General features: G+C 55.7%; 11 protein-coding genes. 6 read left to right on the top strand and 5 right to left on the bottom strand.

Annotation, left to right across the window (positions count from 1 at the left end):
* The first annotated feature begins 102 nt into the window (after positions 1-102).
* The 3 genes from IMQ33_RS04045 to IMQ33_RS04035 all read left to right on the top strand — a co-directional run bounded on the left by IMQ33_RS04045 (position 103) and on the right by IMQ33_RS04035 (position 2,870).
* Positions 103-1,023 carry a LysR substrate-binding domain-containing protein gene (locus IMQ33_RS04045; protein ID WP_196062504.1) on the top strand — a complete coding sequence of 307 codons (921 nt, stop codon included), beginning with the start codon at positions 103-105 and terminating at the stop codon, positions 1,021-1,023.
* An 82-nt stretch (positions 1,024-1,105) separates the two neighbouring features.
* Positions 1,106-1,984 carry an SDR family NAD(P)-dependent oxidoreductase gene (locus tag IMQ33_RS04040; RefSeq protein ID WP_230326785.1) on the top strand — a complete coding sequence of 293 codons (879 nt, stop codon included), beginning with the start codon at positions 1,106-1,108 and terminating at the stop codon, positions 1,982-1,984.
* Positions 1,977-2,870, top strand: coding sequence for an SMP-30/gluconolactonase/LRE family protein (locus tag IMQ33_RS04035; RefSeq protein ID WP_196062503.1), 894 nt, complete (start codon positions 1,977-1,979; stop codon positions 2,868-2,870). The genes IMQ33_RS04040 and IMQ33_RS04035 overlap by 8 nt, the downstream gene beginning before the upstream one ends.
* 99 nt (positions 2,871-2,969) lie before the next feature.
* Here the strand turns inward: IMQ33_RS04035 and kdgR are convergent, their stop codons facing one another.
* Positions 2,970-3,761 carry a DNA-binding transcriptional regulator KdgR gene (gene kdgR, locus IMQ33_RS04030; protein WP_196062502.1) on the bottom strand — a complete coding sequence of 264 codons (792 nt, stop codon included), beginning with the start codon at positions 3,759-3,761 and terminating at the stop codon, positions 2,970-2,972.
* Between the two features lie 229 nt (positions 3,762-3,990).
* Between kdgR and IMQ33_RS04025 the strand changes: the two genes are divergently transcribed.
* Positions 3,991-5,382, top strand: coding sequence for an MFS transporter (locus IMQ33_RS04025; protein WP_196062501.1), 1,392 nt, complete (start codon positions 3,991-3,993; stop codon positions 5,380-5,382).
* An 87-nt stretch (positions 5,383-5,469) separates the two neighbouring features.
* On the opposite strand, the gene htpX is transcribed toward IMQ33_RS04025, so the two are convergent.
* The 4 genes from htpX to IMQ33_RS04005 all read right to left on the bottom strand — a co-directional run bounded on the left by htpX (position 5,470) and on the right by IMQ33_RS04005 (position 9,990).
* Complete coding sequence (htpX, locus tag IMQ33_RS04020; protein ID WP_021178212.1) at positions 5,470-6,348, bottom strand: protease HtpX; 879 nt, start codon at positions 6,346-6,348, stop codon at positions 5,470-5,472.
* Positions 6,349-6,615: 267 nt separating this feature from the next.
* A complete protein-coding gene (gene prc, locus IMQ33_RS04015) occupies positions 6,616-8,664 on the bottom strand; it encodes a carboxy terminal-processing peptidase (RefSeq protein ID WP_065685981.1) in 2,049 nt (682 codons plus the stop codon).
* Between the two features lie 19 nt (positions 8,665-8,683).
* Entirely contained in the window at positions 8,684-9,397 is a 714-nt protein-coding gene (proQ, locus tag IMQ33_RS04010) for an RNA chaperone ProQ (protein ID WP_161712008.1), read from the bottom strand.
* Between the two features lie 95 nt (positions 9,398-9,492).
* Positions 9,493-9,990 carry a GAF domain-containing protein gene (locus tag IMQ33_RS04005; protein WP_196062500.1) on the bottom strand — a complete coding sequence of 166 codons (498 nt, stop codon included), beginning with the start codon at positions 9,988-9,990 and terminating at the stop codon, positions 9,493-9,495.
* Between the two features lie 240 nt (positions 9,991-10,230).
* Here IMQ33_RS04005 and yebS point away from each other — a divergent pair, with 240 nt between their 5' ends.
* Together yebS and IMQ33_RS03995 are read left to right on the top strand one after the other, a co-directional pair.
* Complete coding sequence (yebS, locus tag IMQ33_RS04000; RefSeq protein WP_065686211.1) at positions 10,231-11,478, top strand: membrane integrity lipid transport subunit YebS; 1,248 nt, start codon at positions 10,231-10,233, stop codon at positions 11,476-11,478.
* The gene (locus IMQ33_RS03995) at positions 11,447-14,080 is read left to right on the top strand and encodes a PqiB family protein (RefSeq protein ID WP_196062499.1); all 2,634 of its coding nucleotides are present in this window, start codon (positions 11,447-11,449) and stop codon (positions 14,078-14,080) included. The genes yebS and IMQ33_RS03995 overlap by 32 nt, the downstream gene beginning before the upstream one ends.
* Positions 14,081-14,138 lie beyond the last annotated feature (58 nt).

Here is a 14,138-nt window from a genome sequence, read left to right as displayed (position 1 = left end):
GCAAACTGAACCGGTGCCCAGGCGCCGGTTTTTTTTCGCCAGGACTGCCAATGATATCTCATTAGTATTAGTGTGTAGCAAATAGGATCCGTGGAGCCCATTATGATTGAAACCCGCCTGCTACATCAGTTCATCGCCGTCGCCGAGGAATTGCACTTCAATCGCGCAGCACAACGGCTGCATATGGCACAACCCCCGTTGAGTCAGGCTATTCGTCGGTTGGAGCATGAGATCGGCGCTCCCCTGTTTGAACGCACCAATCGCTGCGTGTCGCTCACGCCTGCTGGAACCGACTTTCTGGCAACGGCAAGAAAGGTGTTGCGCCTGCTTGATGAAGGCGTCGAACAGACCAGGCGAGTAGCGCAAGGCATCGAAGGCCATCTCACGTTAACCTTCATCAATATCGCCCCCTATGACGCATTGCTAGGCGCATTGCAGCGCTTCCGCTCTGCATTCCCCGCCATCTCCTTCACGATGCGTGAGGCCACGACTCAAGAGCAGGTCGAGGCACTGGAACATGGCCGCGCCGAGCTCGGTTTCATGAGACCACCGGGCAGGACGGCTCCGGAGCTGCGCTTCGAGTCCATTCTGCGAGAACCCATCATGATTGGCCTGCCAGCCACACACCCTCTCGCGTGCCATGAGATCATTCCACTGGCCGCACTGCGAGATGACGCCTTCGTATCGTCACCACGGCACCTGGGCCAGGGCTTCCATGACCAGCTGGTTCAGCTTTGCGCAGCGGCAGGGTTCATACCACGCATTGCCCAACAGGCGCGTCAGCTGCAAACTCTGGTTGCTTTGGTGGCCAGCGGCTTCGGCGCTGCACTGTTGCCCACGTCGTTGGCGCAGGAGGGTCGCAAAGACGTGGTATTCCGGCCAATCCAGGTCAATGCACCAGACGCACTGCGGCATGTGGAATTGCTGATGGCTTGGAACCCGCACTCGCCTTGTCCTATTCGAGACAAACTGATCGATGAGGTGCGAGATGCCATGGCATCGGCGCCCTTGATTGAAACCTGATAAGTCTTGTTTCGGTACAAATAAGATATTTTACACTCATGAGCGGTCGCTCCATCATCGTGCTATTGCCAAACGGAGGTACATGATGACAGATCGACGCTTAAACGAGCCGTTCAAAGACAAGGTAGCGATTGTCACTGGCGGTGGCCGGGGACTTGGGAAAGCTTACGCCAAGGCCCTCTTGGAGCGTGGCGCACGGGTAATCGTTAGCGACCTGGGAACCAGCCTTACCGGAGACGGGGCTGACCCAGACGTGATGAGCGAGGCGATGCATGCCTTGCAGGTCGACGGTGGATCGTTCATCACCCACAGCGGGCGCCTGGATAACGAGGATGGCTGCCAACAACTCGTAGCGCTTGCCATCGAGCAATTCGGCGCGCTGGATATCCTGATCCACAACGCTGGTTGGGTCGGCTATCAGCCCATTGAGACACAGGAAGAGGAATTCCTTGATCGCTCCCTTGGCATCAACGTGCGTACGCCGATCTGGTTGAGCAAGCACGCCTGGGCGCATCTCAAGCTTTCCCCATCACCACGGATCGTGCTGACAACCTCTGACCGTGCCATGTATCAACGCTACGCGCAGCCAGGCCTGACGGCCTACGCCGCTGGCAAGATGGCCCAAGTGGGCATCATGAATGCCCTGAGTATGGAAGGAAAACCGGACGGCATTCTGGTCAACGCCATCTCTCCAGTAGCCAAGACCCGCATGTGGGGGATCACACAGCCACCCACAGACCTAAAACCCGAGTGGGTGGTGCCGGGCTTGCTGTATCTGGCCAGCTCGTTATGTCAGGACACAGGCGTTATCCTGCGCGCCAGCAACGGCCAGTTCACTGCAACCCGCTTTTGTGAAAACCCCGGCGTAACCTATCCTACGGATCTGGCGCGAATTGAGTGTGCCAGCGTGGAGGATGTCGCCCACAATTGGCCGCGCATCAAGGAGTTTGGCGATGCGTGACGAGTGTCGTCTACACAAGATCGCCGAAGTCCGTGCCGACCTTGGCGAGAGTCCAGTCTGGGATAAAGACAACCGCCTTTTGTACTTCGTCGATATCTCTGGTGGCAAGATTAACGTCATGACCCCGCAAGCACGGCTGACAACCGTCTATCAATCGACGGCGCGCATCGGTGCCCTGGCCCTTACGGATAGAGGCAATCTGATCTTCACCGAAGATACGCGGGTTGCCATTCTGGATCCCAAGGAAGGCGTGGTCCGCACGCACTCTACCGCTGCCCATAACAAAGGCTGCTATCGGTTCAACGACGGGGCCTGCGATCCGCAAGGACGCTTTATTACCGGCCTGATGCACGAGGGGCCGAACCGTGAGGCCGGAGCGCTGTATCGCTATGACAGTGAACTGAACGCCCAAGCGATCCAGAGGAATATCGCGCTGCCTAATGGCCTGGCCTGGTCGGAAGATGGCCACACGCTGTTCTTTGTCGATTCCATCGCACGTTCAATATTTCGGGCCGCATACACTCCCAACGGGGAACTGGAGGCCGTATTGCGCTTCGCCGAAACCCCGGCAGAACTTGGACGTCCCGATGGTATCGCCCTGGATCGAGCCGGAGAATTGTGGGTCTGTATGTTCAACGGAGGATGTTTGCTGCGCTACGACAGTAACGGCAACCTGAGCGAGTGCGTCACCATGCCCGTGCCGCGCCCCACCAGTTGCTGCTTTGGCGGGGAAGGTTTGGAAACCTTATTCATCACTACGGCGCGGTTTGCCATGACGCCCTCTGAACTGGCTGAATACCCTGACTCTGGCGACCTCTTTGCTATTCGCCCAGCCATTGCCGGTGTTCCACGTCACTTGTTCAAAGAGTGCAAGATGGGCCGATAGCAGAACAGTGGGATTTTATAAACCGCGGGAGATAACAAAGGCTGGGAGGGGAAAGCGTAGGGGCGACGCTATGTTCGGCCCCCTACAACTACGGCAAGCTTAAAACGGATAGTCGTGATAACCCATTTGCGCTGAAATCTGACGAGCGGCGGTGTGCAACTGCGCCACGTAGCCCTCTTTGCCTTCTTCGGAGAAGCGGATGGTCGGGAAGGAGATGCTCAAGCCCGCGATCACCACGCCAAAACGGTCAAACACTGGCACCGCGATGCAGCGCAAGCCTTCTTCCTGTTCTTCGATATCTTCGCCAAACCCCTGCTCGCGGACCTTATCCAACAGCGGCAGTAATTCAGCGGCGCTGGCGATGGTGTGCGGAGTGCTGCGGGTAAACTCGACGTGGGACAGGATTTCTTCCACTTCGCCGCGATCGCGCCAGGCTAGCAGAACTTTACCAATCGCGGTGCTGTGCAGCGGGTTGCGGCGACCGATGCGTGAATACATACGCAGGTTATACATGGAGTCGATTTTGTGGATATAGACGATGCTGTCTTCATCCAGCGCCCCCAGGTGGATGGTCTCACGCGTCTGGTTAGACAGTTCACGCATCTGGATGTCCGCGCTGCGGATCAAATCGACGTTTTGCAGCGATTTTGCACCCAGTTCAAACAGCTTGAGGGTCAGCGAATATTTCTCTGACTCCCCTTCCTGTGAGACATAACCCAGCGACTTCATGGTTTGCAGGAAACGGTAAACGGTACTTTTGGACATCATTACCCGCTGTGAAAGCTCGGTAATGCCGATCTCGCGCTCATCACCCAGTGCCTGCAGGATGCCAAACACTTTCAGCACTGATGAAACGGAATCCGGTTGTTTGTCTAGATCTGCGTTAGCCATGGTTAATACCTTAACTTAACTATTTTTGTTTTAGGAAATTTGAACAAGAGTTTCAGTATAATCGGAACATTTCACCCCATGCAATGGAAGTTGCGCAATATTCGCCATTATTGGTGGGATTAGCGGCAGACATCGCACTACTTTTTACATTTAGCACAGAAACGGCAGGTGCATTCGGCGAGAAATATGATTAGCATTGTAATATTCCCCCTGTTTAATAACTACCTCCATGACAACGCTTGCTCATTCCGACGGCTTACCCGTCCCGCAACGCTACGGAGCGATCCTGGCCATTGCGCTAGGTATTACCGTTTCAGTGCTTGACGGGGCGATCGCCAACGTGGCCTTGCCGACCATCGCCCGCGATCTTAACGCCAGCCCGGCCAGCTCGATCTGGGTAGTCAATGCCTATCAGTTGGCGATCACCATCTCGTTGCTATCGCTTGCGTCCTTGGGCGATCTGATTGGCTATCGTCGTATCTATCAGGCTGGTCTGCTGGTATTCAGCATTACCTCGTTATTCTGCGCCCTGTCCGATTCGCTATTAACACTGACGATTGCCCGCGTGCTGCAAGGGTTTGGTGCCGCGGCGATTATGAGCGTCAATACCGCCCTGATCCGCATTATCTATCCGCAACGCTTTCTTGGCCGTGGCATCGGAATCAACTCGCTGATCGTAGCTTTCTCTTCCGCCGCCGGGCCTACGGTCGCCGCCGCCATTTTATCCGTAGCCTCTTGGCAGTGGCTCTTTGCCATCAACCTGCCGATTGGCATCGTCGCACTGATGCTGGGAATGAAATACCTGCCGGCTAACAGCCAGAAAAGCAGCAATCAGCGCTTTGACCCTACCAGTGCGGTGATGAATGCCCTGACGTTTGGCCTGCTGATCACCGCCATCAGCGGTTTTGCCCAGGGGCAAAGCCTGCTGCTGATTGCCGCTGAAATCGCGGCGTTGCTGGTGATTGGTTACTTCTTTGTGCGCCGTCAGTTGCGGCAGACATCCCCTTTACTGCCGGTGGATCTGCTGCGCATCCCTATTTTTGCGCTGTCGATGGGCACCTCGATCTGCTCTTTTGCCGCCCAGATGCTGGCTATGGTGTCGTTACCCTTCTTCCTGCAGGCCTCTCTGGGCCGTGACGAGGTGGCGACGGGTTTGCTGTTAACGCCCTGGCCGTTGGCCATTATCGTGATGGCGCCGATTGCAGGCCGCCTGGTGGAGCGTGTTCATGCGGGGTTACTGGGAGGGATTGGTTTGGCGACCTTCGCGCTCGGTTTGTTCCTGCTGGCGCTGTTGCCACATAACCCGACGGATCTGGATATCATCTGGAGCATGGTGCTGTGCGGTGCGGGCTTTGGGTTATTCCAGTCGCCTAACAACCACACCATTATTTCTGCCGCCCCTCGCCACCGCAGCGGCGGAGCCAGTGGCATGTTGGGCACAGCACGATTATTGGGGCAAACCTCTGGCGCGGCGCTGGTGGCCTTGATGTTCAACCTGTTTCCCACCAGCGGCACACACGCTTCGTTGGTGTTGGCGGGGATCTTCGCCAGCATCGCTGCCGTAGTGAGTTGCCTGCGTATCACTCAACCCCGTGCGAATCTCGCTGAACCTGGCAAATAGCTTATCGGACGCAGCATGCATACTATCTGTGGCGCCCATTCGAATAGCAAAAACCCCGGCAAGCCGGGGTTTTTGTTTGATACCGGGTTATTTCAGATACTGGCCGGAACGCAGCGCTTCGATACGCTTGTCCAACGGCGGGTGCGACATAAACAGCTCGCTGAACGACTTGGATTTGCCGTTGATGCAGAAAGCCATCAGGGTACCCGCCTCCTGCGGTTCATAACTGGTTTTCAAGCGTTGCAGCGCAGCGATCATCTTCTCGCGGCCGACCAGTTTGGCTGAACCCGCATCGGCGTGAAATTCACGATGACGTGAGAACCACATGGTGATAATGCTGGCCAGAATACCAAATACCAGCTCCAACACCATCGAAACGCCGAAGTAAATCATCGGGTTGCCGTTACCTTCACCTTCCCCATCACGGTTGCCGAGGAAACCGGCGGCCACCTGGGCAATCAGGCGCGACACGAAGATCACGAAGGTGTTCACCACCCCTTGGATCAGCGTCATGGTGACCATGTCGCCATTGGCAACGTGGCTGATTTCGTGGGCGATCACCGCTTCCGCTTCATCACGGCTCATGCTTTGCAGCAGGCCGGTACTGACCGCCACCAACGATGCATCACGGCGTGCGCCGGTCGCAAAGGCGTTGATGTCCGGCGCCTGGTAGATGGCCACCTGCGGCATGGCGATACCCGCCTGCTGCGATTGGCGACGCACCGTGTCCAACAACCAGCGTTCGGTTTCGTTACGCGGCTGTTCAATCACTTCCCCACCGACGGAGCGCAGCGCCATCCATTTGGACATCAGCAGTGAAACAAACGCACCGCCAAAACCGAACAGACCGGCCATGATCATCAGGCCCTGGACGCTGCTGGATTGGATCCCTGTCAGGCTAAGCACCAGCCCGAAAACCAACATCACCGCCAGGTTGGTGAGCAGGAACAAAGCTATACGCATCATAGAATGTTTACTTCCTCGTTATTTGTTAACAAAAGGCAACCTCAGATATCCAGATCTTATGGGCATTGGTCACAATTTCAAGATTGGCGGGCCATTAAGGCACTAAAAATACGTAACTTTACAAAGTCACGAAGAAACAAGGGTTTTACAAAGTGTAAACGATCTCGGAGCCCTGGGTGGAGACCTCAACAGAAATTTTAGTGCGGATATAGCGAAAAAAAAAGCGCACCCGAAGGTGCGCTCGATAACGTTTAATCCGCAAATAACTTACTTGGCGGCGGCCGTCTGTTGCGATGGCTGCTGCTTTTCGTTATTGGCCAGATCCAGCGCGATCTTGACCGTTTCATCCAGATACGGATCCGGCTCCTTGTAGTCCTTTGGCAGGTCGTCCAGGGACTTCAGCGGTTTCTTACCCTCACGCTCCAGGCGCTCATTAATACGGTTCAGGCGCGTAGCATCATCGTCATGGTTCTCTTTCTCACGGGTAGCCAGATTAAGAGAAACGATGTTGCGCTTGTCTTTCAACGCCTTGTAATGGGCAATATCCTGCGCGATGTATTGGAACTCTGGATCCTTGGCGATACGCTGCGCATGGTCTTTCAGCAGTTGCGGTTCAAACGGCTTCAAATCACCGGTTTTGGTGTAGGCAGCTGCATTGACGCTATCCCACGGCATGGCGTTATCTTCGAAGCTCTCGCCGGTTTCTGCCGGATCGATCCCGGTTGGCATCAGAATATCTGGCGTGACGCCTTTACGCTGGGTGCTGCCACCGTCAACGCGGTAGAACTTCTGGATGGTGTACTGGACAGAACCCAGTGCAGGCCATTCAGGGCGCAGCATCTGATCGTAAATCCGGTTCAGTGAACGGTACTGCTGCACCGTACCTTTACCGAAGGTAGGCTCGCCCACGATCAGCGCACGGCCATAGTCTTGCATTGCCGCAGCAAATATCTCGGAGGCGGAGGCGCTGAAGCGGTCAACCAGCACCACCAGCGGGCCTTTGTAGTAAACAACGCCGTCGTTATCCGCATCTTCGCGGATCTTGCCGTTGTTATCACGCACCTGAACAACCGGGCCACTTGGGATAAACAGACCAGAAAGCGATACCGCCTCGGTCAATGCCCCGCCGCCGTTGCCACGCAGATCGATAATCAGACTGTCGACGTTCTGCTTGGCCATTTTTTGCAGCTGGACTTTTACGTCATCGGTCAGACCGACATAGAAGCCAGGAATGTCCATCACCGCGACCTTCTGCTTGCCGACGGTCTTGATAGTCATTTTAACTGCGCGATCTTCCAGGCGGATGCGTTCACGAGTCAGCGTAACTGTACGTGTTTTGGTGCCTTTACCTGCCGGCAGGATCTCCAGGCGAACCTTGCTGCCCTTCGGCCCTTTGATCTGCGAGACGACGTCGTCAAGACGCCAGCCGATCACATCCACCATCGGTTTGCCTGCCTGGCCAACGCCGACAATACGGTCGCCGACAGCGATCGCCTTGCTCTTGGCTGCCGGGCCGCCTGCCACCATGGAGTTGATCACGGTGTAATCATCATCCATCTGCAACACGGCACCAATCCCTTCCAATGAGAGACTCATCTCGGTATTGAACTGTTCGGTATTGCGTGGCGACAGGTAGTTGGTATGCGGATCGATTTCGTGGGCAAACGCAGTCATGATCAGCGAGAACACGTCTTCGCTGTTGCTTTGCGTCAGGCGTTTGATCGCAAACTGATAACGCTTGGTCAATGTGTCACGGATCTCTTTATCCGTTTTGCCGGTCAGCTTCAGGTTCAACTGATCGTATTTGACCTTGGCATCCCACAGGCGGTCCAATTCAGCCTTGTCTTTCGGCCACGGCGCTTTGCTGCGGTCTACGTCAATGGTGTCGTTGCCGGTGAAGTTCATCGGCTTGTCGAGCAACGATAACGCATACTGATAGCGCTCAAAGCGGCGTTTTTGCGCCAGATTGAACAGCGCATAAGGCGTAACCAGTTTGCCGGATTTCAGCTCTTCACCCAGCGTGCTGCGTTTGTCGGCAAATTGCGCGACGTCGGAGGCCAGCAGCACATTGTGGCTGTAGTCCAGCATATTCAGGTAGCGATCGAAGATCTTGCCTGAAAAATCCGCATCCAGAGCAAACTGGCGATAATGAGAGCGAGTAAAGCGCGAGGTTACGCGCTCACTCACGGTTGCATGTTCAGCTTCCTGCTCAAGCTTGGGCAGTTGATCGATGCGGATGTTGGCTGTATCCGCTCCGTAACTGACACCCGCCCACAGCAAAGCCGCAACTGCGGTTAATCTGACAAATTTGTTCATGCCTTGGTTGGCCTCCGTATCAGAACTGCAAGTGTTCTGCGCGCACAATCATCGCCAGACCGGAGGAGAGCTGTACACGAACGCCATCTTTAGCGATTTCGAGTACGGTTGCGTCCATCGCGCTCTGACCTGCTCTGACTTTGATTTCCTGGCCAATTTGCAGTTTTGAGATGTCTGTGACTGGCACATGACGCGGCTGGCTGACCTCTTTGGCTACACGAGGTTCACGAGCTTGCTGTGGGCGTGCTTGTTGTGGGCGCGGCTTGCGGTTCTCTGCTGCGGCTCCGCCTTCACGACGTACGGCTGGCTTTTTGCCGGCAGGACGCGGACGACGAGGCTCGGCAGTGGCAGACTCACCAGCAGCTTCACGTTTTTTGGCATTCTGTTCGGCACGCTGTGCCTGAACGCGCGCTTTGGCTTCTTCAAGCTGCTGGCGAGCATGATCGACATGCTGCTGTTCCAGCTCACCGCACGGGTTACCGTCCAGGTCTACACGCTGGGCGCCAACTTTGACACCGTACAGGTAACGCCAGCTTGAGGTATACAGGCGCAGAGCTGAACGCAGCTGCGTTTTGCTGAGGTTCTCTTCCCCTTGTACACGTTCTACCAGATCCTGAAAAATACCGATTTTCAGCGGGCGTGCTTCGCCTTCGGCGCTAAAGCAGAGCGGGAAACGCTCGGCAAGAAAAGCAATGACTTCTTTAACTGTGTTCAACTTGTGTTGATTTTCCATGAAATTTCCTGATTACAACGGGTTGCCAACAAGCCGCAGGCATGAACAGGCGTCATTATAATGACGCCATCGCTAAATGCCACGTTAACCGTAGATCAACTTGCCGCTACAGTGACATATTTCGCAAAATTGCTCTGTGCCAGCCGTGCGCAAAGCCCCGCCACCACTGCTTTCAGGCCGATTTCGTCCTGTTCATCGAAGCGTTGATAAACTGTGCTGTCGATATCCAGAACACCGATGACCTGACCACTGACGTCTAACGGCAACACAATTTCTGCGTTGCTGGCGGCATCGCAGGCGATATGTCCAGGAAATGCATGAACATCGCCAACGCGCTGCACCTGGTTCTGCGCCGCTGCCGTACCGCACACGCCCTTACCCAACGGGATCCGCACGCAGGCAATCTTGCCTTGGAACGGACCTAGCATCAGTTGATGGCCTTCCATCAGGTAAAAACCGACCCAGTTTACGTCATCAAGACGCTCATTGAGTAGCGCACTGGCGTTAGACAATGCGGCGATAAAATTATCTTCCCCATCCAGCAATGCGCTCAAATCGCGTTTTAATTCCGCGTAGAATGATTCTTTAGTCATGATTAACCGTTCAAATACTCAAATAGCCCAGACTTAACCCGTATAAAATAAGCATTAAATGCGTATAGCCACAAGGTTAATCATCTGTTGCTTCACAAAACACGGTACAACAGGGTATGTTTGCCGTCTAAAAATCATTTGTAACCTGCGATGCCAATCCCTTTTTACCGGTTGATAGCATTGACGGGTTGGTTTTCCAGCTACGCTAAGTAGACCTCAGGTCGCCAAACAGCACTCATGATGAAGATACTCGCCATTACCGGCCCGCTCACCAAGGCTCGCCACCAACGCTGTTGTGAATGCGATTTGCTGTTCACGTTGCCGTCGTTAACCCGCAATCAGGCCGCCTACTGCCCACGCTGCAACGCCAAGGTGGTGAATGGCCGCGATTGGTCAATGACTCGCCTGACCGCCGTAGCCGTCACCATGCTGTTGCTGATGCCCTTTGCCTTTAGCGAGCCGTTGATCAGCATTCGCCTGCTCGGCACGAAGATTAACGCTAGCCTGTTGGAAGGCATCTGGCAAATGAGCAGCCAGGGGGATCCGTTTACTGCCAGTATGGTCGCCTTCTGCACCATCGGCGCGCCGCTGACGCTATCACTGTCATTGCTGTACCTGTGGTTTGGCCATGCGCTCGGCATGAACCTGCGGCCAGTGCTGCTGATGCTGGAGCGTCTGAAAGAGTGGATCATGCTCGATATTTACCTGATCGGCATGGTGGTCGCGGCGATCAAGGTCAAGGAATATGCAGATATTGAACCCGGCAGCGCCCTGATTGCCTATCTGGCACTGACCCTGCTCAGCCTGCTGACGCTGATCCACATGAACCTGGAGCAGATGTGGGAACGCTACTATCCGCAGGAACAGCCAGAGGGCAAACCAGAGGCGTTACACGTCTGCCTAGCCTGTCATTTTACCGGTTTTCAGGATGAGCGTGGCCGCTGCCCCCGCTGTCATGTGCCGATGTGCCATCGCCAGCCTTACAGCCTGCAAAAAACCTGGGCCGCGCTGATTGCCGCCATGGTGCTGCTGATCCCCGCCAACCTGCTGCCAATTTCGGTGGTTTACGCCAACGGCGCGCGTATGGAAGATACCATTTTCAGCGGCGTCGTTTCGCTGGCCAACTCGGGTAATATGCCGATCGCCGCCATCGTATTTATCGCCAGCGTCCTGGTCCCCTTTACCAAGGTGATCGTGCTGCTGGTGCTGCTGTTCAGCATTCATTTCAAAACGTCACACAGCCTCAAAACCCGCATCCGGCTGCTCCGGCTGGTCACCTGGGTTGGCCGCTGGTCGATGCTCGATCTGTTCGTGATCTCGTTGATGATGTCGCTGATCAATCGCGACCAACTGTTATCTTTTACTATGGGGCCAGCAGCTTTTTACTTTGGGTCTGCGGTTATTTTAACTATCCTTGCCGTACAGTGGCTGGACAGCCGATTGATTTGGGATGCACATGCAACAGGAAACGCCGAATACGCCGACTGAGGCGCGGGTCAAAAACAAGCGCCGTATCTCGCCATTCTGGTTACTGCCGTTTATCGCCCTGCTGATTGCCGGGTGGCTGGTCTATACCAATTACCAAGAGAGCGGCAATAGCGTCACCATAGACTTCCAGTCTGCGGCAGGTATTGTCGCTGGCCGTACGCCGGTACGTTACCAGGGTGTGGAAGTGGGGACCGTGCAAAGCATTTCGCTGAGCAAGGATCTGCGTAGTATCGTGGTTGAAGCCAGTATCAAGAGCGATCTGGAAGACTCACTGCGGGAAGGCACTCAATTCTGGCTGGTCACGCCTAAAGCCTCATTGGCTGGGGTTTCCGGCCTGGATGCGCTGGTCGGTGGTAACTACATCGGCATGATGCCGGGCCGTGGCAAACCGCAAACCCACTTCACCGCGCTGGATACGCAGCCGAAATACCGCCTGAATACCGGCGAGCTGATGATCCACCTGCAAGCAGACGACCTCGGTTCCCTGAACACCGGGTCGCTGGTCTATTATCGCAAGATCCCGGTCGGTAAAGTGTATGACTACACTATTTCGCCGGGTAACAAGGGCGTGATCATCGACGTGCTGATCGACCGCCGCTTTGCCAATCTGGTAAAGGATAACACCCGCTTCTGGAACGTTTCCGGTTTTAAAGGCGATTTCAGCCTGTCCGGGGCCAGCGTGCAGATGGAGAGCCTGGCAGCGTTGGTCAATGGTGCGATAGCCTTTGACTCCCCGCTCGACGGCAAGCAGGCCAAGGCCGATCAAAACTATGCGCTGTATCCGGATCTGGCCCGTAGCCAGCGTGGGGTTAACATCTCGCTAGACCTGCCCGACGGCAACAGCCTGAGCGAGGGACACACACCGCTGATGTATCAAGGATTGCAGGTCGGCACCTTGACTCGTCTGGCTCTGCAACAGGATAGCAAGGTCACCGGCGAACTCACTATCGATCCTTCGGTGGTCGATCTGATGCGTAGCGGCACGCGTATCGAGATGCGCAGCCCAAAAATCAGCCTTAACGACGCCAAGCTGAGCCAGCTGTTAACCGGCAACACCCTGGAATTGGTGCCGGGTGAAGGTGAACCTCAGCAGCACTTTACCGTGTTGGACAGCAGTAAAACGCTGCTGCAACAGCCTGGCGTGGTGACGGTCACCCTGAATGCCCCGCAAAGCTACGGCATCGACGTTGGGCAGCCATTAATCGTGCATGGTATCAAGGTCGGCCAGATCCTGACCCGTACCCTGACCGACGGCGGTGTGACCTTTACGGCAGCGATCGAAGCACAGCACCGCAGTTTGCTGCACAAAGACAGTAAATTCGTGGTCAACAGCCGTGTGGACGTCAAATTCGGGCTGGACGGCGTGCAGGTGTTGGGGGCCAGCGCCCAGGAGTGGCTGGACGGCGGCGTACGCCTGATCCCTGGTGGTAAAGGCGAACCGGACGCGAAGTATCCGCTGTACAGCAACGCGGAAAAAGCCGCCGAGGGCATCGTCGGCAACAACCCACTCCCCACCTTGACGCTTACCGCCACCAGCCTGCCAGATGTGCAAGCCGGCTCGGTGGTGTTATACCGCAAGTTCCAGGTGGGTGAGATTGTCAACGTACGGCCCAAGGCCAACGAGTTTGACGTTGAGGTTTATATCAGCCCTGAATACCGCAAGCTGTTAACCAGCGAAAGCATTTTTTGGGCGGAAGGTGGTGCCAAGGTGCAATTGAACGGCAGCGGCCTGACGGTGCAGGCTTCCCCGCTCAACCGCGCGCTGAAAGGCGCCATCAGCTTTGATAACCTGCAGGGCGTTACGCTGGATAAAGGGGCCAAACGTGTGCTGTACGCCTCAGAAACCGCCGCTCGCGCCGTGGGTAGCCAGATCACGCTACGTACCTATGATGCCAGCAAACTGTCCCCTGGCATGCCAATACGCTATCTGGGCATTGATATCGGCCAGCTTGAATCACTGAAACTGGCACCGGAGCGTAACGAGGTGCTGGCGAAAGCGGTATTGTACCCAGAGTATGTGAAAACCTTTGCTCGCCTCGGCAGCCGTTTCGCCATCGTTTCACCAGAGATTTCCGCCGCTGGGGTCAATAATCTGGACTCCTTGTTGCAGCCCTATATCAACGTGGAACCCGGCCACGGCGGAGCAATGCGCACTTTTGAACTGCAGGAAGCCAGCATTACCGACTCCCGCTACCTGGATGGCCTGAGCGTGATCCTGGACGCCGCTGAGACTGGTTCTCTGCAAATCGGCACGCCGATCCTGTTCCGTGGCATTGAAGTGGGCACCGTGACCGGTTTCTATCTGGGGGCGATGTCAGATCGCGTACATGTCTCACTGCGTGTCAGCAAGAAATACCAGCATCTGGTGCGTAACAACACCGTCTTCTGGTTGGCCTCTGGCTATAACCTGCAGTTTGGCCTGACGGGCGGCGTGATCAAGAGCGGTACCTTCCAGCAGTTTATTCGCGGCGGTATTGCCTTTGCCACCCCACCTAGCATTCCGCTGGCCCCTAAAGCCACGCCGAACAAACACTTCCTGCTGAATGCGGAAGAGCCGAAAGATTGGCGCGAATGGGGCACCGCCATCCCAAGGGACAACTGATAGCTCTCGGCAGGGTTCACTGTTCTGAACCCTGCCGAGTTCGCGGTACCGCACCGCG

Origin of the sequence: Serratia sp. Res13-Sevr-LER1-36-b (assembly GCF_015673035.1) — a bacterium.
Lineage (GTDB): Bacteria > Pseudomonadota > Gammaproteobacteria > Enterobacterales > Enterobacteriaceae > Chania > Chania fonticola_C.
This window is presented reverse-complemented; position numbering and strand designations above follow the sequence as displayed.